Origin of the sequence: Sulfitobacter sp. OXR-159 (assembly GCF_034377145.1) — a bacterium.
Classification (GTDB): Bacteria; Pseudomonadota; Alphaproteobacteria; order Rhodobacterales; family Rhodobacteraceae; genus Sulfitobacter.
Window position 1 is genome coordinate 2,345,251 of the sequence record NZ_CP139707.1, and the last position, 19,112, is coordinate 2,364,362.

Consider the following 19,112-nt stretch of genomic DNA (forward strand, 5'->3'; position numbering starts at 1 on the left):
GCTTAGTTCGACGCGCGTTCTTTTTCCAGCGTTTCCATCACGAGGTCATAGAGTTCCTGACCCGGAATGCCTTGAGCTTCCATGTCCTTGATCCATGCTTCGCGCGCAGGATCGGCCGCTTTGGCTTTGAACTCGGCAATTACCTCGGGGGAAAATTCGACCTTCTCGACGCCCTTCTCTTCGAGAACGGTATCCCAACGCTCAAGCAACTCGCCGTAGTTTGCAAGGTAGTGATCCAGCGCCTCATCGACGGACCCATCAAGCGCTTCGCGCTCTGCGTCGCTCAGCGCCTCATAGGCGTCGATGTTTACCACAACGGGGCAGTTCACGGTGCCGGGGTTGAGGTTTGCGGTCCACCAATCTGCTTTGTTGATCGTGCCAAAGCTGAGGTGCGCGTGCTGGGCGAAGGCCACAGTGTCGACAACACCGGATTCCATCGCGTTATAGGCTTCCGAAGAGGTCACGGATGTCGGCACACCGCCCACGGCTTCGAATGCTTTGCCCAGACCGCCGGTGGCGCGCACGCGCATGCCGTCAAAGTCTTCCAACGTGGTGCGCGGATCACCGGTGCCGACAAGGTTGTACTGCGGCATGGGCGAGGTCATCAGCATCTTGGCGTTCCACTGCGCCATCTCTTTGGCCACGGCGGGGTGGTCATAGACGGCACGGCTGACAGCGACTTCTTCTTCAAGGTTGCTGACGCCAAGGAAGGGCAGTTCCAACACGGTGATCGCGCGGTTCTTGTCGGCGTGGTAGCCGGCGCAGAACTGGGCCATCTCGAAGGCACCGATGGAGATACCGTCGAGGTTCTCACGGTTCTTGGACAGGCCCCCGTAGCTGACGTTGATGGTGAATTCGCCGTTGGTCTTTTCGCTCACCAGTTCGGCGATCTTTTCGACATGTTCGGTGAAGGCGCGGCGCTTGCCCCAGACGGAGGCGTTCCATTCGGTCGCGGCAGCTTCGCCAACAAAGGCAACGCTCAGCGCACAGGCGGCGGCACCGCTCAGCAGGTTTTTCATGATGTCTCTCTCCCATTGTTGCCGCCCTTGGATGGGCGGATTGGCGCACAGGCTACCCCGAGGGGACAGGCCTGCCAACCCCGTCATGCCGCGCAAATACGACAGCCGCAAGACAGTTGGGCAGGGTTTGACTGCCAAGGCATTGAAAAAGCGCGTCATTCCCCGGCACAGATCGGAAAATTTACAGATACCCCGCCAATTGGGAAAAACCTTTACAGGCAAGCCCTTGTAATCCAGTTGCTTATTCACTTCTTTTCACGGGCCGTTATGATCCAGCTCAGGAGGAGGCCACGGAAAGCAGGGGAGACCCGCGCCCCGTGGCAAGACGCGAACATCAAGGGAGGAACCACCATGTCCGACGCCACCGCAAAGACCTATCCGCCATCCGCCGACATGGCCGCCCGCGCCCATGTGGATGCGCAGACCTATGACAAGATGTACCACGCCTCGGTCACCGACACCGAGGAGTTCTGGCGCGAACAGGCGCAGCGGATCGACTGGATCAAACCCTTTACCCAAGTGCGCGATGTGAACTTTGACCTTGGGTCAGTCAGCATCAATTGGTTCGCGGACGGCGAGTTGAACGTCAGCGCCAATTGCATCGACCGCCACCTTGAGACGCGCGGCGATCAGACCGCGATCATCTGGGAGCCGGACAGCCCCGAGGACGCCGCCAAACACATCAGCTACCGCGAGTTGCACAGCGCCACCGGCCGCATGGCCAATGTGCTGCGCGATCTGGGGGTGGGCAAAGGCGACCGCGTCATCATCTACATGCCGATGATCCCCGAAGCCGCCTATGCCATGCTCGCCTGCGCGCGGATCGGCGCGATCCATTCCATCGTTTTCGCCGGGTTCTCACCGGATGCGCTGGCCGCCCGCGTCAACGGCTGCGAAGCCAAGGTCGTGATCACCGCGGATGAGGCCCCGCGCGGGGGCAAGGCCACCCCGCTCAAGTCCAATGCCGACAAGGCGCTGGCGCAGTGCGACGCCAGTGTGCAATGCCTCGTGGTGCGCCGCACCGGCGGGGATGTGGCATGGAACGACGCCCGCGACCGCGATTACAACGTACTGGCCGAGCAGGCCGCCGACACCTGCGAGCCGACAGCCGTGGGGGCCGAAGACCCGCTGTTCATCCTCTATACCTCTGGCTCGACCGGCCAGCCCAAGGGCGTGGTCCATAGCACCGGCGGCTATCTCACCTATGCCGCGCTGACCCATGAGGTGACCTTTGATTACCACGATGGCGATGTTTATTGGTGCACGGCGGACGTGGGCTGGGTCACCGGGCACAGCTATATCGTCTATGGTCCGCTGGCCAATGGCGCGACCACGTTGATGTTCGAAGGCGTGCCGACCTACCCCGACGCCAGCCGCTTCTGGCAGGTCTGTGAAAAGCACAAGGTCACCCAGTTCTACACCGCCCCCACCGCCATCCGCGCGCTGATGGGCCAAGGCAGGGAATTCGTCACCAAAAGCGATCTGTCGTCGCTGCGCATCCTTGGCACCGTGGGCGAGCCGATCAACCCCGAGGCGTGGAACTGGTACCACGACGTCGTCGGCCAAGGCCGCTGCCCCATTGTCGACACTTGGTGGCAGACCGAAACAGGCGGTCACCTGATGACCCCCCTGCCCGGCGCGCATGACATGAAACCGGGGGCCGCGATGAAACCGTTCTTCGGGATCAAACCCGTGGTGCTCGACCCAACCTCGGGTCAAGAGATTGAGGGCAACCCGGCCGAAGGCGTGCTGTGCATCGCCGACAGTTGGCCGGGCCAGATGCGCACCGTCTGGGGCGATCATGAGCGGTTCGAGAAGACCTATTTTGCGGATTATCCCGGCTACTATTTCACCGGCGATGGCTGCAAACGCGATGCCGATGGCGACTACTGGATCACGGGGCGCGTCGATGATGTGATCAACGTCTCAGGCCACCGCATGGGCACCGCCGAGGTCGAAAGCGCGCTGGTCGCCCATGACAAAGTCGCCGAAGCCGCCGTGGTCGGCTACCCGCATGATGTCAAAGGTCAGGGCATCTATTGCTATGTCACCCTGATGAGCGGTGAAGAGCCTTCCGATGATCTGCGCAGCGAGCTGCGCAACTGGGTCCGGCAAGAGATTGGCCCCATCGCCTCGCCCGATCTCATCCAATGGGCGCCCGGCCTGCCGAAAACCCGCTCGGGCAAGATCATGCGCCGCATCCTGCGCAAGATCGCCGAAAACGATTATGGCGCCTTGGGGGATACATCGACACTGGCGGATCCCAGCGTGGTGGATGATCTTATCGACAACCGAATGAATCGCTAAAGCTTGGCAGGGCGCGGGTGGCTGCCCGCCCCCGCGCCCTGCCCTAAGAAGGAGAGACATGGACCAAACCGCCCCCCAGATACTGCCGCCCGCCACAGCGGCGGAATGTGACGCCGCCCTGCCGGATATCCTCTCCGCGCCCAAGGATGGCGCCGTGATAGAACAGCTCTGTTTCCGCTCTGATTACGGCCTGCGAGACCACCCCGATCATCTGGACCTGACCGTCGGCGAAGGCATCCGTGGCGAGCGTTGGACCAAGAAACCTTCGCTGACCCTGCCCGATGGCAGCCCCGACCCGCGGATACAGGTTTCGATCCTGCCCAAACGCATCATGGACCTCTGCTGGCGCGACCGCGCAAACACGCCCCACCCCGGCGATACGATGATCGTTGACATGGACCTTGGCCATGAGAATCTGCCCGTCGGCACACGGCTACAGGCCGGATCGGCGGTGCTATTGGTGAGCGACAAGTTCAATACCGGCTGCACCAAATGGCGCGACAGATATGGCCAAGACAGCCTGCGCTGGATCAACCGAAAGGAAAACCGCCCCCACCGTCTGCGCGGTATCCTGTGCAAGATCGTGCAGGATGGCACCGTGCGGGTCGGCGATCAGCTCGCCAAACTTTGAGGTTTGGCGAAAAGCAAAGGCCGCCCCAAAGGGACGGCCTTACGTTCATTTCATATTTGTAAGCTCGGCTCTCGCCTTCCGCTGGCTTAGCCTTCGACGCGCTGAAGGTTGATCTCACCCACGCCCACAGCAAAGTTCACGCCGGTCTGGGTGTTCACGCTCAGCGGCTGAAGCGCCAGCGTGTTTTCCGAGCCACCTGTCATCAGGTTGGCGCCTGCGCCGACACCAACGGTCGCCTCAGCAGAGACACCCTTGTAGCTGCCGTTCAGACCGCCTTCGTAATATTCCTGCTCAGTTGGGGCCAACACCAGCCAAGACATCTGGCCGTTCTGGGTCTTGCCGATATCGACGCCCCAGCGGTTGATCTCACCCACATAGGTCTCATCTTCAAGACCTTCTTCGATGGGGTTGAAGGTACAGGTCAGCTCGCGGGTGGAGCCAAAGATAAAGCCGGTGCCATCGCCCACATCGCAAGACAGCGACCCGATCTCAGCGTGGTCTACGGTCTCATTGTCATCGGCCATCGCGGTGGAACCGAAAGCGGTGGCGCTCAACAAAGCGGCGCCGAGGGTCAGTTTGGTTGCATGCATCATCTTTTGTCACTTTCCGGCGCGGCGTTGCGCGCCTTTTCTGCTTTGAACGGCATTCGGGTGCCTTGGACAGGCGGCGCAGATGACCTGCCCCGCCCCTTTCAGACAGCCAGCATCGACACCAAGTAGGGGCCGATGATGCCTCTCATCGCAGACCCAACGCCCATCCCCGGCTGGGGTTCCTGCCCGCGGTCACAGGGGCGGAATACCGCGCAGGGTGACGGGGCACGCAACGCCCCGGCACCGCTGGACAAATCAGCCGCTACATGGCACCGCTTGTCGCTATGAGTGATGATCTGATCCCCTTCTCGCCCGACAGCGGCGATGCCCCAGCCCTGCGCCGCGCTTTTGGGCGTTTCGGCACCGGCGTGACCGTGGTGACCGTGAAAACTGCACAGGGCCCTTTGGGGATGACCGCGAATTCCTTCGCCTCGGTCTCGCTTGAGCCGCCCTTGGTGCTGTGGTCGCCTGCGATCTCATCCAAACGGCACGACAGTTTCACCTCGGCCGCATCGTTCTGCATCCATGTCCTTGGCGCGGATCAAGAGGATTTGGCCCAGCGGTTCGCCGGCCAAGGTCACGACTTTTCCGGTTTCGACTGGACCGAAGATGCCGCAGGCGTGCCGACCTTTTCGGGCTGCCTTGCCCGGTTTCACTGCAACACCTACGCCGTGCATCCGGCGGGCGATCATTCGCTGATTTTGGGCCATGTGCAACAGGTCGCCCTGCGCGAGGATGGCGCGGCGGGTCTGATGTTCGACCAAGGCCGCTATGGCCAATTTACCCCGCGCGACGCAGATTGAACGCGGCCAAGGGCGCCCCGCAAGGCGCCCCCGTTCTCAGTAATCCCGCTCAAAGAAGATGCCGATGCTGCTGTCGCCATCCGAGCCAAGCGTGCCCTTGGCCGTCAGGCTTTCGGTAATGTCGAGGTTGAGGGAAACCTCGCCAGTCCCGTCAGAGGCCGCCGTGACATCGGTATAGACATTGTCGGTCAGGTATTTCCCAAGCCGCAGCGCCGTTGCACCGTCGTCGGTGGTGGTCACATCCAGATCGTCCAAGCCAAAGCCTTCGCGCAGGTTGCCGATCACCCCTTCGCCGCCACGGCCCGCAAGGGTCGCCACCGCACTGGCCAATTGCAGCGCTTGGAAGGCCGAGATTTCCGAGATGTTGCGACCAAAGAGCAGTTGCGACAGCACCTCATCCTGCGGTGCGGCGGGGGTGGATTCGAAGGTCACCTCTGGCTCATTCGCAGGGCCGCTGACGATGACACGCACCTCGCCCGCTTCGGTATCGGTCGAGGTCACAAAGCGGATATAGGGAATGAAATCGCCCTGAAACTGGACCGAGCCTTCGTCGAGCAAGAAGCGCTTGCCCAAGATATCCAGCCGCCCCCGGATCAGCTCAAACCGCCCGGCAGAGATGATCCGATTGGTGGTGCCGCTGAGGTTGAGCGAGCCGCCCAGTTCCGCATCAAGCCCGCGCCCGCGCACGAAAATCCGGTTGGGCGCGTTCAATTGCAGGTTCAGGCCAAAGCCGGGGCTAGAAGCATCCTCGGCAGGGTCTTCCCCCGCCTCGGCCCCCGCCAGCCCGGCCTTGCGCCGCGTTGCCAGAACATCGGCGGGCGCGTTGACATGGGTGATCTGCGGAATGTCCCCGATTGAGGTCAGCCCCGTTGCGGGCACTTGAATATTGGTCTCGCCCGCGTTGATCACCCCGGTGATCTGCGCCCCACCGCTTAAGGGGCCTGCAAGCCGCAGGTCGCCGTTCAGCGTGGTGCTGTAAAGGCTTGGGTCCGCATAGACGAGATTGCGCAGGGTCACGCTGATATCCGCAGGCAAGGCCGGTGTCAGGGTGATCGCCCCCGCCACGCGAAGCTCACCGCCGTCCACGGCTTGCCCGGTTACGTTCAACTGTGCGCGATTGTTGTCCAACTGGACGTCCGCATTGATCCCCCGAAGGGCGACGCGCAGGTTCGGCGCGGTGAAGGTCGCGTCATTGGTGGTGATGCGCCCACTGACCGACGACAGCGCCGCCGGGCCGTTGATCTGCAAGTCAAACCGCGCCTGCCCCTGCAAGTTGCGCGGGGCAAGGAAGGGACGCGACAGGCCAAGCGGCGCGTTGCCCGCGATATCAAGGTTCAGCGTCCCATCGGGGTTCACCAACCCAGCCACGGTCGCCTGCGTGCCGGCGGGGCCGTTGGCATTGGTGTCGATGCGCCATGCCTCCCCCTCGCGCCGGGCCGAGCCTGCGACGCTCAGCGGGCCGTTCACCTGATCCACCAAGGCGCCGATGTCGGGCATGTTCAGCTGGAAATCGACCGCCGCATTGGGGCCGGTCACCAAGCCTTCGACCGTCGCCCGCGCACCATAGGGGCCGCTGGCGCTTGCATCAAGCACCACACCTGCTTCGGTCTGGCGCGCCACGCCATTCGCGGCGAAAGAACCCGTGACGCTGGGCACCAGCGGGTTCACGTTGGGAACGGAGACGTCGAACCGCATTGAGACCTCACCGGTGACCAGCCCTTCGACCATGGCACTGCTGCCATAGGGGCCATCGGCGCTCACATCCACGGCGATCCCGTCTTCTGTTTGACGGATGTCGCCGGTGGCCGAAAGCGGGCCATTCACACCGGGGGCGATGGGGCTAAGGTCGGGCACCGACAGATCAAAGCTGAGCGCCATATTCGGACCGGTTGCCAGACCTTCGACCACGGCGCTGCTGCCGTAGGGGCCGGTCGCGGCGACATCCACGGCAATGCCATCCTCTTGCTGGCGGACGGTGCCCTGCGCGGCAAGCGGCCCGTTGACGCCGGGGGCCAGCGGGCTGACATCCGGCAAGGTCAGGTCAAAGCGCAGCGCCATGTCAGGGCCGGTTGCCAGCCCTTCCAGCGCAACGCGACTATCGTAGGGGCCATTGGCGATGGTATCGACGACAAACCCCTGTTCGGTCTGCTCCAACGTGCCACTGGCCTCAACCCCGCCGCTGATCTGCGGCACGAGGGGTTGGATATCTGGCAACGACAGGTCAAAGGCCACATCAACGCGCGGCGTGACCAGCCCCCTGACCGAGGCCTGCGCATCAAGCGGGCCGCTGGCGTCGGTGTTGATCTCCCAGCCCTGTGGTGTCTGGCGCAACTCGCCCTTGGCCGTGACAGGCCCGGTGATATCCGCGTCTGGTACGAAATCTTCGATCCGTGGGATATCTGCGGTGAAATCGATCTGCGCGTCCTCGCCCGTGGCCAAGCCCGACACGGTCAGCGCCGCGTCATAGGGGCCATCGGTGACCGCATCGACAACCCAGCCGCGCGTCTCTTGCACCGCTGTCGCCTTGACCGCGATGGGGCCTTCGTATTGCGGCAGAACCAGCCCGACATCGGCGAGCGTAAAGTCCAAAGCCGCGCGGCTGTCTTCGCTGCGCAACTCGACATTGCCGGTCAAATCAATCGCGTCGTTCTTGAGGTCCAGATCACGAAGATAAGTCCCGGTCTCATTGCGCTTTGCGACCATGCTGAGGCTGGTGCGCCCCGCCAGAACCGCATCGGCCTGTTCGATCCCGATCTCAAGGTCATCCGTCCCGCCCGCAATCGCCAGATCGAACATACCGCCCAAAGGCGTGACCGTCCCGTTCAGCGCCAGTGCCGTGGCGCCCGCGATATCGCGGCCTGCCAGCGCGGAAAAGCGACTGATATCCTGCGCTTCGAGCGTCATCTTCAACTGCGTGAGCAGCCCGGTATCCACCCCATCGATCGCCGCCTCGCCGGTCAGGCCATAGTCTTCCCCCGACAGGGTCAGCCCGTTGATCTCAATCGGTTCACCTTCGACGAAACGAATCTCGGCGCTGCCGGTGATCGCGTCCCCAATGGCCTCGGCGCTGGCCGGATCGGTCAGCGACATCCCCTCGGTGGCAAAGGTCACATCGCCAAGGAATTGGCCCAAACTGCCAAGGTTGCCTTCGAGGATCCCATCAAGCGCCAGCTGTGTCTGCGTGATTTGCAGCGCGCCCGTGTCTAGCCCGGTGATGTCGAACGCACTTTCAAAGCGGTCGCCATCGGCGGCATCGTAATCCACGCGCAGGGTCACGGCCTCTACCCGCGTGCCCTCACCCGAAATCGGCAGAAGGGTCGAAGTGCCATCAGGATTTGCGATCCGGCCTGAGATGTCGATCAGCGTCGGCCACTTCTCTTGGTTCAGCATGACCTGCCCCTCCAGATCGACGGAATTCGCCGCAAGAGCAAAGCTGCTGACCTCAACGGCACCGTTGCTCTCAAGCAGCGCATCAACCGCCAACCGCACGTCTTCCCCGAAAAATTCGCGGTAGCGCGGAGCGAGCAGCGCAGTGATGTCGCCCCCGATATCGGCCTGAATGCGACGGTCAGGGGTTTCGCTGGCGCGGCGTGGGGCCTGCGTGCCAAGGGTCACTTGCCCGGCCAAACGCTCTTGCCCATCGGTGGCGATGGTCACATCGGTCGCGAAATCATCCAGAGGACCCGCGCCTTCGACGGTCATCTGCACTGAAGGCTGCCCCGGCAGGTTCAGCAGTTTCGAGGCGATGCCTTCGGGGTCTTCGGTCAGGTTCAACAGCAGGTCCAGCACGTTTTCCGTGCGGTCGAAATTGGCCTGAATGTCGAACTCACCCTTTTTGCCATCGGTGCGGCGGGCCTGAAAATCGACAATACCGACCGTATCGGTCAGCCGCGCATTGGCGCGGACCGAAAGCTGGGCGGCCTCGCCCAAGATCGGCTCGCCGAGATTGATCTCATCCACGGAGAAGTCGGCGATTTCAATAGAAACGGGCAGATCGGGCAAGGCAAAGGGTTTGGCCTCGGCATCGGGCAGATCGACCTCATTGCTGACCGGCAGACGCTCAACATCCAGCCGCCCGGCGGTGAGTTGCTCAACCTCCAGCCGCCCGCGCAGCAGGGCCGAGCGGTTCCAATCCAGCACCACCTCTTCCAACGTCAACCAGATGCCATCGTCGTCCGAGATCGTCATCCGATCAAAGGAGGCTGCTGAACTCAGCGCCCCCGAGAACCCGTCGATGCTGACGGTGCGGCCCGCGCCACTGAGTGCATCCTGAATGGTCCGGGTGAGAAAACCCTTGTCGTCATCCTGCGCAAAAGCCGGTGTGAGGCAGGCCAGATAGACAAAGCTGGCGGTGAGAATCTGCAAAAAATGTCGCATTAAAACGCCTGTCCAATCCCGATATAGACTTGGAAATCTTCATCAACTTCCGGACCCGAGGTGGGCACGGCCACATCCAGACGGATCGGGCCGATGCCCGTGGCATAGCGCAGCCCCAGCCCCGCGCCGGAGTGCCAAGTGCCTGATCCGTCGTAGAATTCTTCTGACCCGATATAGCCCGCATCGGCAAAGCCCACGACGCCGATCTTCTCGGTCAGGGCCACGCGCGCTTCTGCCGAGAGGCCGACAAAGCTGCGCCCGCCCACGGTGTCGCCGCTTGCCAGATCAACCCCCAGCGACTGATAGGGCTGCCCGCGCACGGTGCCGCCCCCGCCAGAGTAAAACAGGTAATCCGCAGGCGCCTCGGAAAGGTCCGGCCCAGCGACGGAGCCAAGCTGCCCCCGGAAGGCCAGTGTCACGGGGCGCTCGGTTCCAAAGCTGCGGTAGTAACGCGCATCGAAGTAGGTCCGCAGACCGCTTTCAGACCCCGACAGCGCGACGAAGGGTGTGATATTGGCGTCTATGTAATAGCCCTCGGTCGCGTCCAGTTCCTTGTCGCGGTAGTCAAACTCGGCCCCCAGCGGCAGGGTCAGCAGGGTGTACTGGTTGGTGCCAAAGGCATCTTCTGTCTCGGCCACACGCAGGCCAAGGCCCGCGGAATAGGTGCGGTTTTGGTTGGCGATCCGCTCAATCCCCGCTTCCAGATCCAACTGACGGGAGAAGTAATTCACCTCATCCAGCTGCTCTAGCGTCGCCAGCGCATAGAAATCGGTATCTTCGTTAAAGGTCGCCGGACGCTCGAACCGAGCGGAGAGCGTATAGTCTTCGCCGCCCGAGTTGCCGCCGATGCCTTCGACCTCAGCCGACAAGCGCAGCCGTTCGGCCCCGCCCAGCAGATTGCGATGCAGCCAAAAGGTGCTCAACGTCAGCCCTTCGAGCGAAGACAGTTCCGCGCCAAACCCAAAGCGGCGCTTAGGCGCTTCTGTCACCTGTGCGGCGATGGGCAGCGTGTCATTGGGGCCAATCCGATCTGCTTCGATCAGGGCCACGGCATCAAACGCGCCGGTGCGGCGCAGCCGTTCGGTGGCCAGTTCCAACTCCTCGGGAGAGAAGACCTCCCCCTCCGGCAGCCCCGCGATCTCAATCAGGCGGGCGGTGCGCACGTCTTCGTTGCCGGTCACGGTCAGCGCACCAAAGCGCAGCCTTGGCCCCGGGGCGATCCGCAAGGCAGCGTCGATCTGCCGTTCACGGTGTTTGGCCACAAGATCCTGATCGGCCAATTCCGCCTTTGCGTGGCCCACATCGCGCCAGCCGCTCACCCCGGCCGAGACGGTTTCCTTGAGCACACCAAGGCTCGCGGTCTCGCCGCTGGCGAAACCCTCCGGCAATTCGGTACCGGGGGCGACGGGCGCGATACGGGCTGCGCCAAAGCGGAACTTTGGCCCCGGGTCCACGGTGATCACGGCGCGGTCGATGCGGCGCGGCGGCTGCACTGGGGGAATCGCGGCAGCATCGACGCCGTCCAACGTGATTTTCAGAGTCGGCCCGAAATACCCATTGTCGTAAAGCAGAGCCAAAAGCCTGCCATAGTCCGCCTGTGCAGCGGCTACCAATTCCTGCGGCGTGGCCGGTTCGGCATCCTCATCGGTTTGCTCGGCCAGCAGCGACCCGCCGCGCAGGGTGGCATAAAGCTCTGAATCATCGTCGATACCGGTGATGGCCAGTTCTGCCGCCTGCGCCGCAGCCCCCCCACCAAGAAGAAGTCCAAGGGCGAGATAATACGCCGCCCCTTGAGTCTGCCCTTGTTGCGCCACGCGCTACCCTCCTTGCGTTTCGTCACCCCGGTTTTCGCGCCGGTTTTCCTTAGCCCGCTCAGCACGAGCCTTTTTCTCATCAACCGTTAAACGGCATTGCCGCCTTGGCTGCAAACATTCTGCCGGGGCAATCGCGGTATGAGAGCCCTGTTCGCCCGCCTCGCACAGAAGTGGACCGCAAAATCGGCAAAATACCGCGCAGCAAAGTGTAGTCTGCACGCGACGAGAGACGAGGGCTGAAATGAGTTTTCTTTGTTGGGTGATCCAACCATCGCTTTGCCATTGCAAAACATGGTGGTGCGGTCGGAGAGACTCGAACTCTCACGGGTGTTACCCCACAGCGACCTCAACGCTGCGCGTCTACCATTCCGCCACGACCGCACGCCATGGTTGGTGGGCGGGGTTTAGCCAAAGACCAAGGGCTTGTGAAGAGGCAATCGGCAAAATTTTTCAGTGAGTTTCAGAAACCGAGTTAAGCCCCTATTTTCCTGGGGCCACTTCGCTGATCACAATCCCTTCAATGCCCTGCAATCTGACACCTCAGACGTTGAAACGTCGCGCCCGGCAAGCCATCTGTGGACCAAGCAACAAGGAACACGCCATGCCCGTAGATACCGCCACGCCCTCAACTGACGCCCCCACCGTGCAGATCGACATCGTGTCGGATGTCATGTGCCCTTGGTGTATCGTTGGCTACAAACAACTCGAACAAGCGCTCGGCGCGGTCGGTGTGGGCGCATATCTGCGCTGGCATCCCTTTGAGTTGAACCCGCAGATGCCAGCCGAAGGCCAAAACATGGCCGAACATCTGGCCGAGAAATACGGCTCCACCCCCGCGCAATCGGTCGAGAATCGCAAGCGGCTGTCCCAAATGGGCAGCGACTTGGGCTTTGCCTTCAACTTTTCTGACGACACGCGGATGCAGAATACATTCGCCGCGCATCAGTTGCTCACTTGGGCGCAGGCCAAGGGGCTGCAACACCCGCTCAAAATGGCGCTCTTCGATGCGCATTTCACGCAAGGGCACAATGTGAATGATCCCGACGTGCTGGCCGATGTCGCGGCCTCCGTCGGGCTGGACCGCAGCGAGGCGCTGGAGGTGCTCAGCAGCGGCAGCTTCGCCGAACAAACCCGCGAAGCGCAGCAATTTTGGACCTCGCGCGGCATTTCCGGCGTGCCGTCGATGATTTTTGAGGGCAAATACCTCGTAACCGGAGCGCAGGGGGCCGATAATTATGCCCAGATGCTCCGCAAGGTTCTGGAAGAACGTGACGCCGCTGCCTGACGCAGAGCCTCTGGCGGTGCGGCGCGGGTCTTGCTAAGGCATCCCTATGGTTGAATGGATCATCAGCGACGGCTTGACCGATTACCGCACCGCCGAGGCGTGGATGGAGGCGCGCGCCACCGCCATCGCCGCGGGCGAAGCCGAGGAATGCATCTGGCTGGTAGAACACCCCCCGCTCTACACCGCGGGCACCTCGGCGCGGGCCGAAGACCTGACAGAGCCGGACCGCTTTCCCGTCTATCCCACCCGGCGCGGCGGGCAGTACACCTATCACGGACCGGGCCAGCGCGTGGCCTATGTGATGCTGAACGTCGCCGCACGGGGCCGCGATGTCCGCTGTTTCGTGCGCCAGCTTGAAAATTGGGTGATCGCCACATTGGATGAATTCAACCTGCGCGGCGAGGTTCGCCCCGGGCGTGTCGGCGTTTGGGTACAGCGGCCCGAGAAACCCGCCCAGCCCGATGGCAGCCCCGCCGAAGACAAGATCGCCGCGATTGGAATCAGGCTGCGCAAATGGGTCAGCTTTCACGGCATCAGCATCAATGTTGAACCGGAGCTCAGCCATTTTGGCGGGATCGTCCCCTGCGGCATCACGAACCATGGGGTGACCTCACTGGTCGATCTGGGCCTGCCCGTCACGATGGACGATGTCGATCTGGCCCTGCGCGCCACCTTCGATGATGTCTTTGCAAATGACCCCTCCGCCAGTTGCGACATCGCCTCCTGAGAGAGGCAAAGCGCGCGCCAAGCGGCGTAAGAACCCGAATATACGTCGATAGCCGCAGCGGAAAAAATACCCTCCCTGCGACCATCGCGCCCATTGCCCCCGCGAGACGGTCGCTCTAAAACGGGCGCGACACCGCATGTGCCGCCTATGGCGCCATGTGTCCAATTCATTTGCAGGAGGCACCGCATGGCAGACGCAGCCATTCACGGCCAAGATCATCACGACGACCGGGGGTTCTTTACCCGGTGGTTCATGTCCACAAACCACAAAGACATCGGTATTCTTTACCTGATCGTCTCGGCCTTGGTCGGTCTTATCTCGGTGGCATTCACCGTTTACATGCGCCTTGAGCTCATGAACCCCGGCGTTCAATACATGTGTATGGAAGGCGCGCGTTTCATCGCGGATAGCTCTGCCGCCTGTACGCCCAACGGTCATCTGTGGAACGTGCTGATCACCGGCCACGGCATCCTGATGATGTTCTTCGTCGTGATTCCCGCTCTGTTTGGCGGTTTCGGCAACTACTTCATGCCGCTGCAAATCGGTGCGCCGGATATGGCGTTCCCGCGGATGAACAACCTCAGCTTCTGGCTCTATGTCGCGGGCACCACCCTGGCGGTCTGTTCGCTGCTGACACCGGGCGGCAATGGCCAGCTCGGCTCCGGCGTGGGTTGGGTGCTCTACCCGCCGCTCTCCGTGCGCGAAGCAGGCATGTCGATGGACTTCGCGATCTTCGCGGTCCACGTCTCGGGTGCCTCGTCGATCCTCGGCGCGATCAACATGATCACCACCTTCTTGAACATGCGTGCCCCCGGCATGACCCTGTTCAAAGTGCCGCTCTTCGCATGGTCGATCTTCGTTACAAGCTGGCTGATCCTTCTCTCCCTGCCAGTTCTGGCGGGCGCGATCACCATGCTGCTGATGGACCGCAACTTCGGCTTCGCCTTCTTCGATCCTGCAGGCGGTGGTGACCCGATCCTCTACCAGCACATCCTGTGGTTCTTCGGTCACCCCGAAGTTTACATCATCATCTTGCCCGGCTTCGGCATCATCTCCCACGTCATCGCGACCTTCTCGCGCAAACCGGTCTTCGGCTACCTGCCGATGGTCTGGGCGATCATCGCGATTGGTGCATTGGGCTTTGTCGTTTGGGCGCACCACATGTACACCGTGGGCATGACCCTGAACCAGCAGGCCTACTTCATGCTGGCCACCATGGTCATCGCGGTGCCGACAGGGGTAAAGGTCTTTAGCTGGATCGCCACCATGTGGGGCGGCTCCATCGAGTTCAAAACACCGATGCTCTGGGCCTTTGGCTTCCTGTTCCTCTTCACCGTCGGTGGCGTCACCGGCATCGTGCTGAGCCAGGCTGCCGTGGACCGCGCCTATCACGACACCTACTACGTCGTGGCGCACTTCCACTATGTGATGTCGCTCGGTGCCGTCTTCGCCATCTTCGCAGGCATCTACTTCTACCTGCCCAAGATGACAGGCCGCATGTACCCCGAATGGGCAGGCAAACTGCACTTCTGGGCGATGTTCATCGGCGCCAACCTGACCTTCTTCCCCCAGCACTTCTTGGGCCGTCAGGGCATGCCACGCCGCTACATCGACTACCCCGAAGCCTTCGCCTACTGGAACCAGTGGTCCTCGATCGGTGCCTTCCTCAGCTTCGCCTCCTTCCTGTTCTTCTTCGGGATCATGGCCTACACGCTGACCCGCGGCGCCCGCTCCACAGCGAACAACCCGTGGAACGAATTTGCGGACACGCTGGAATGGACCCTGCCCAGCCCGCCACCCGAACACACCTTCGAGCAGCTTCCGAAACAGGAAGACTGGGACAAACAGCACAGCCACTAAGCTTTGCCAAAATCATCAAAGGCCCCGCCCCCGCGCGGGGCCTTTTCTTTTTGCCAAAGCCCGCTCACCGCCCCAATCAGCCCTCCACATTAACCCGCACCGCCCCCTCATCTTCATCCTTTTTCAAATACCTCGGGGGTCCGGGGGCGGCGCCCCCGCCCTGCGCAATTTTTTCCACTAAAAACCACATTTCTCTCTTGAAGCCCCCCGCCCCAATGGGTATTTCGCCCTCACCAGACGGTAAGCGGGCGTAGCTCAGGGGTAGAGCATAACCTTGCCAAGGTTAGGGTCGGGCGTTCGAATCGCCTCGCCCGCTCCATCTGGTTTTCACAGGGTCGCATCTTCGGATGCGGCCCTTTGTGCTTTCCGGCCCTCGATTCACGCAGCCCAACAAATCTCGCGCTTTCCCCGCATCACGGTAATTTTCCCCCTTGCAGCCCCCCGCGCGAATGGGTATTCCCCCCTCACCAACCGGATGCGGGCGTAGCTCAGGGGTAGAGCATAACCTTGCCAAGGTTAGGGTCGGGCGTTCGAATCGCCTCGCCCGCTCCAGGTTGATCCTACCACCCCGTAGGAGACGCAAAGCCGCCCCTCGGGGCGGCTTTTGTGTATCTCGCCCCCACATAAAAAAACGCCCCATGACGAACACGGGGCGTAAGGTACGGAACGAGGGACAGTAGGTGGCCGGCAGGCGTTCCGGGCCTGCGGTCACCTTTAAATTTAGGAACCCTTGGCCGTTTTCAAAGGGGCTGGACCCTGTCGCCCCGCCCCCTGCCCGGTTTTGAGCCAGTTCTTGCCGATTCTCAGCCCCCGACCCGGCTGGCATATAGCGCAATCGCCGCGGCGTTAGAGACATTGAGCGACCCAAATCCGCCCGCCGCATCGATCCGCACCAGCGCATCCACGGTCTCGCGGGTCTTCTCCCGCAGCCCCGGACCCTCGGCCCCCAGAACCAGCGCCACAGGGCGGTTACGGCGGCCCTCTACGGCGCCCTCGATGGACTGTGTGGCCTCTCCATCCAGCCCCAGCACCAGATACCCCATATCCTGCAGGGCACGGATCGCATCGGCGAGGTTGCGCACCCGCAAATAGGGCTGACGCTCCAACGCGCCGCTGGCGGTCTTGGCCAGCGCGCCGGTCTCAGGCGCGGAGTGGTGCTTGGTGCCGATGACCGCCGAAGCGCCCAAGACTTCAGCCGAGCGGAGAATCGCGCCGACGTTATGCGGATCGGTCACCCGGTCGAGCAACAGCAGCCGCGGTGCGGAATCACCGATAGCGACATCCTCCAACCGCCCCCAGTTCAGCGGCTTCACTTCCAGCACCGCACCCTGGTGAACGGAGTTGGGATCGAGCGGCGGACGGAACTTGCGCGGATCGACGACTTGCGGCGTGATTCCCGTCTCTGCGATGGCATCCTCCAACTTGGCTTGGGCATTCGGCGTGACCATCAGCTGCAGTTTTTCGCGGTTCGGGTTCATCAGCGCATCGCGCACCGCATGCAGGCCAAAAAGCCAGACCGTCTGCGCCGCTTCGGCCTTCTTGTCCTGTTCTTTTTGCACGACCCATTTGGGTTTCTTCATCTCTTTATCCTTTCGTGCGATTTCCCCAACATTTCTCGGGAATTCGCCTTGACGCTTCTTTGGGTCGCTTGTAATCACGCCCCCACGTCAGGTGCAATGCACAGGACAAAGTGGGCGACAGGCCGCAAGGTGTGGCAGGGGACTGTAACTCCCTCGCGGAGACGCACGCCTGGTTCGATTCCAGGGTCGCCCACCACTTTCTCCTCCGTAGATGACCCCGGAACCACGCGAGCGATACGCCCGTGGCCACCGATCGATCCCCCGGATCGATCCTGCGTGCTACAGCCATGTGGCAGGGCCCGCCTGCGGCTCCCTCGCGGAGACGCACGCCTGGTTCGATTCCAGGGTCGCCCACCACTTTTTCCTTCTACGATGACACTGATTTCCGCCACCGCTACGGTCGTGGCGTTGGTTCAATCCTGTACGCGACGGCAACGTACCCGCCTCACGGGATCAGCACATCCCCCCGCGAAAACGCCTCAAGCTCCATGCTGAGATCGTCGTATACCAATTGAACCCGAACCGTCTGAACAGACCCGAGGCCGAACGTCAGATACGGCTGCGGATCGTCATCCAGAATCGCATTGGGCGAAGGCAGCGCCTCGTGGCAAGGGGGCATCGGCCAGTCCTGCATCGGCGCGTCGTTGACCGCGATCGCCATGGCGGCCAGCCCGCAGCGCCAGCTCCACAGATGGGTGACATAGACGAGGTCCTGCCCGTCATACTCCCGCACCGCGATCCAACTGCCGCGCGTGGCGTTCAGGATCGGCTTAACCTCCGCGGCGGTTGTGAACCGGCCCGTGGGGGTCTGATCTTCGGCAACCAATCCGGGGGGCACGGCTGCCATGTGGAACGCCCGCGGCGGTTCTGCGGGTGCGAGAGGTGCTGCCGGACTGGCCGGTGCTGCGGGGCGCGCCGGGGCCTGCACCGTCATCGGCGCATCCGGTCGGCCAACCCCGTCAAAAGGGGCGGCTGAACCGCCGAAGCTGATCGCGATCACGGCAAAGACAAAATCGAACATTCCGAACCTTCCTGCAGGCCGCTCAATTTGCTGGCTTTTGCCAAGAGACGCCTGCCCCTATACTGGCTAAAAAACATGAGGCCGCACATAAGTATGACACGCAATTCGCGTTCCCCGCAAATTTTCAACGTCGTCATCGTGGGGCAACAGGGCCGGCTGGCCTATGAAGCGTTGCTTTTTGCCGCCTCTCTGCGCCATTCCTGCCCGCAGTTCCAAGGCCGCCTGCTGATCGCCGAGCCGCAACCCGGCCCGCTTTGGGACAACGACCCGCGCATCACCGACACCGCGCTGCGTGAGGCGCTGACCGACCTCGGGGCAGAGTTCATCCCCTTCGAGAGCCAGCATTTCGGCAGCGCCTACCCCTATGGCAACAAAATCGAGATGCTGAGCGCCCTTCCTGCGGGTGAACCCTTTGTTTTCTTTGACACAGATACGCTGATCACTGGCGATCTGGCGGCCGTGCCTTTTGATTTCAACCGGCCATCGGCCTCCCTGCGGCGCGAAGGGACATGGCCTGAGCCGCAGCTTTACGGGCCGGGCTATACCGCGCTTTGGAAGTCGCTTTACGACAAGTTCGACCTCGACTTCGCCAGCAGCCTCGACCTGAGCCAGCCGGATGAATATTGGCGCCGTTACCTCTATTTTAACGCCGGGTTCTTCTACTACCGCTGCCCGCGCGAATTTGGGGCGCTGTTTCTGCGCTATGCGCTGGCGGTACGGGATGATCCTCCTGTGGAACTCTGCGCGCAGAGCTTTGACCCATGGCTCGACCAGATCGTGCTGCCGCTGGTGATCCACGCACTCGGCGGCGGGCGGGATGCCCTGCCCTCTGGCTTGCTGGATGGCACGGTGACCTGCCACTACCGTTTTCTGCCGCTGCTCTATGCCCGCGAAAGCGACCATGCGATCGAGGTTCTAGAGACCATCACCGCCCCCAACCAGATGAAAAAGCTGCTCAAACAACGCGATGCGATCAAGCGGATGGTCTATCAGGGGCGCGGCGCCAAAGTGCGCGCGCTCTTTGATCAAGACAACCTGCCGCGCCGCGAACAGGCGATCCGCAACCGGATCAAATCCAACGGTTTTTGGATGCGCTGA

The 19,112-nt window shown here is 62.2% G+C and carries 13 protein-coding genes and 4 tRNA genes; 10 read left to right on the top strand and 7 right to left on the bottom strand.

Going from position 1 to position 19,112, the window contains the following annotated elements; translation table 11 throughout:
• Positions 1–2: 2 nt before the first annotated feature.
• Positions 3–1,019 (bottom strand): C4-dicarboxylate TRAP transporter substrate-binding protein, encoded by a 1,017-nt coding sequence (locus T8A63_RS12065; protein ID WP_067622384.1) that lies wholly within the window; start codon positions 1,017–1,019, stop codon positions 3–5.
• A 351-nt stretch (positions 1,020–1,370) separates the two neighbouring features.
• On the opposite strand from T8A63_RS12065, the gene acs reads away from it, so the two are divergent.
• Together acs and T8A63_RS12075 are read left to right on the top strand one after the other, a co-directional pair.
• On the top strand, positions 1,371–3,326 hold the full coding sequence (acs, locus tag T8A63_RS12070; RefSeq protein ID WP_322343942.1) for an acetate--CoA ligase: 1,956 nt from the start codon (positions 1,371–1,373) through the stop codon (positions 3,324–3,326).
• A gap of 58 nt (positions 3,327–3,384) precedes the next feature.
• Entirely contained in the window at positions 3,385–3,957 is a 573-nt protein-coding gene (locus T8A63_RS12075) for an MOSC domain-containing protein (protein ID WP_322343943.1), read from the top strand.
• 86 nt (positions 3,958–4,043) lie between these two features.
• Here T8A63_RS12075 and T8A63_RS12080 read toward each other — a convergent pair whose 3' ends face one another.
• Positions 4,044–4,550 carry a DUF992 domain-containing protein gene (locus tag T8A63_RS12080; RefSeq protein ID WP_120350712.1) on the bottom strand — a complete coding sequence of 169 codons (507 nt, stop codon included), beginning with the start codon at positions 4,548–4,550 and terminating at the stop codon, positions 4,044–4,046.
• 263 nt (positions 4,551–4,813) lie between these two features.
• Between T8A63_RS12080 and T8A63_RS12085 the strand changes: the two genes are divergently transcribed.
• The gene (locus T8A63_RS12085) at positions 4,814–5,350 is read left to right on the top strand and encodes a flavin reductase family protein (RefSeq protein WP_120350711.1); all 537 of its coding nucleotides are present in this window, start codon (positions 4,814–4,816) and stop codon (positions 5,348–5,350) included.
• Between the two features lie 36 nt (positions 5,351–5,386).
• Here the strand turns inward: T8A63_RS12085 and T8A63_RS12090 are convergent, their stop codons facing one another.
• From T8A63_RS12090 to T8A63_RS12100, 3 genes are all read right to left on the bottom strand, one after another.
• Positions 5,387–9,727 (bottom strand): translocation/assembly module TamB domain-containing protein, encoded by a 4,341-nt coding sequence (locus T8A63_RS12090; RefSeq protein ID WP_322343944.1) that lies wholly within the window; start codon positions 9,725–9,727, stop codon positions 5,387–5,389.
• On the bottom strand, positions 9,727–11,541 hold the full coding sequence (locus tag T8A63_RS12095) for an autotransporter assembly complex family protein (protein ID WP_322343945.1): 1,815 nt from the start codon (positions 11,539–11,541) through the stop codon (positions 9,727–9,729). The genes T8A63_RS12090 and T8A63_RS12095 overlap by 1 nt, the downstream gene beginning before the upstream one ends.
• Before the next feature lie 295 nt (positions 11,542–11,836).
• A tRNA-Leu gene (locus T8A63_RS12100) sits at positions 11,837–11,922 on the bottom strand.
• Between the two features lie 220 nt (positions 11,923–12,142).
• On the opposite strand from T8A63_RS12100, the gene T8A63_RS12105 reads away from it, so the two are divergent.
• The 5 genes from T8A63_RS12105 (at position 12,143) to T8A63_RS12125 (ending at position 15,965) form a co-directional block, all read left to right on the top strand.
• A complete protein-coding gene (locus T8A63_RS12105; RefSeq protein WP_067941420.1) occupies positions 12,143–12,826 on the top strand; it encodes a DsbA family oxidoreductase in 684 nt (227 codons plus the stop codon).
• Between the two features lie 46 nt (positions 12,827–12,872).
• The gene (lipB, locus tag T8A63_RS12110) at positions 12,873–13,553 is read left to right on the top strand and encodes a lipoyl(octanoyl) transferase LipB (RefSeq protein ID WP_300058194.1); all 681 of its coding nucleotides are present in this window, start codon (positions 12,873–12,875) and stop codon (positions 13,551–13,553) included.
• A gap of 186 nt (positions 13,554–13,739) precedes the next feature.
• Positions 13,740–15,413 (top strand): cytochrome c oxidase subunit I, encoded by a 1,674-nt coding sequence (ctaD, locus tag T8A63_RS12115; protein WP_067622408.1) that lies wholly within the window; start codon positions 13,740–13,742, stop codon positions 15,411–15,413.
• A gap of 244 nt (positions 15,414–15,657) precedes the next feature.
• Positions 15,658–15,732 (top strand) — tRNA-Gly (locus T8A63_RS12120).
• Positions 15,733–15,890: 158 nt separating this feature from the next.
• A tRNA-Gly gene (locus T8A63_RS12125) sits at positions 15,891–15,965 on the top strand.
• A gap of 251 nt (positions 15,966–16,216) precedes the next feature.
• On the opposite strand, the gene rlmB is transcribed toward T8A63_RS12125, so the two are convergent.
• Complete coding sequence (gene rlmB, locus T8A63_RS12130; protein WP_322343946.1) at positions 16,217–16,993, bottom strand: 23S rRNA (guanosine(2251)-2'-O)-methyltransferase RlmB; 777 nt, start codon at positions 16,991–16,993, stop codon at positions 16,217–16,219.
• A gap of 112 nt (positions 16,994–17,105) precedes the next feature.
• On the opposite strand from rlmB, the gene T8A63_RS12135 reads away from it, so the two are divergent.
• Positions 17,106–17,189 (top strand) — tRNA-Tyr (locus T8A63_RS12135).
• A 249-nt stretch (positions 17,190–17,438) separates the two neighbouring features.
• On the opposite strand, the gene T8A63_RS12140 is transcribed toward T8A63_RS12135, so the two are convergent.
• The gene (locus tag T8A63_RS12140; protein ID WP_322343947.1) at positions 17,439–18,014 is read right to left on the bottom strand and encodes a hypothetical protein; all 576 of its coding nucleotides are present in this window, start codon (positions 18,012–18,014) and stop codon (positions 17,439–17,441) included.
• A 93-nt stretch (positions 18,015–18,107) separates the two neighbouring features.
• Here T8A63_RS12140 and T8A63_RS12145 point away from each other — a divergent pair, with 93 nt between their 5' ends.
• Positions 18,108–19,112, top strand: a complete 1,005-nt coding sequence (locus T8A63_RS12145) for a hypothetical protein (protein WP_322343948.1) — start codon at positions 18,108–18,110, stop codon at positions 19,110–19,112.

Bases quoted from the DNA above. Each gene is read 5' to 3' on its own strand.
- T8A63_RS12065 (WP_067622384.1), bottom strand. From the start codon at position 1,019: ATGAAAAACCTGCTGAGCGGTGCCGCCGCCTGTGCGCTGAGCGTTGCC.
- acs (WP_322343942.1), top strand. From the start codon at position 1,371: ATGTCCGACGCCACCGCAAAGACCTATCCGCCATCCGCCGACATGGCC.
- T8A63_RS12075 (WP_322343943.1), top strand. From the start codon at position 3,385: ATGGACCAAACCGCCCCCCAGATACTGCCGCCCGCCACAGCGGCGGAA.
- T8A63_RS12080 (WP_120350712.1), bottom strand. From the start codon at position 4,550: ATGATGCATGCAACCAAACTGACCCTCGGCGCCGCTTTGTTGAGCGCC.
- T8A63_RS12085 (WP_120350711.1), top strand. From the start codon at position 4,814: ATGGCACCGCTTGTCGCTATGAGTGATGATCTGATCCCCTTCTCGCCC.
- T8A63_RS12090 (WP_322343944.1), bottom strand. From the start codon at position 9,727: ATGCGACATTTTTTGCAGATTCTCACCGCCAGCTTTGTCTATCTGGCC.
- T8A63_RS12105 (WP_067941420.1), top strand. From the start codon at position 12,143: ATGCCCGTAGATACCGCCACGCCCTCAACTGACGCCCCCACCGTGCAG.
- lipB (WP_300058194.1), top strand. From the start codon at position 12,873: ATGGTTGAATGGATCATCAGCGACGGCTTGACCGATTACCGCACCGCC.
- ctaD (WP_067622408.1), top strand. From the start codon at position 13,740: ATGGCAGACGCAGCCATTCACGGCCAAGATCATCACGACGACCGGGGG.
- rlmB (WP_322343946.1), bottom strand. From the start codon at position 16,993: ATGAAGAAACCCAAATGGGTCGTGCAAAAAGAACAGGACAAGAAGGCC.
- T8A63_RS12140 (WP_322343947.1), bottom strand. From the start codon at position 18,014: ATGTTCGATTTTGTCTTTGCCGTGATCGCGATCAGCTTCGGCGGTTCA.
- T8A63_RS12145 (WP_322343948.1), top strand. From the start codon at position 18,108: ATGACACGCAATTCGCGTTCCCCGCAAATTTTCAACGTCGTCATCGTG.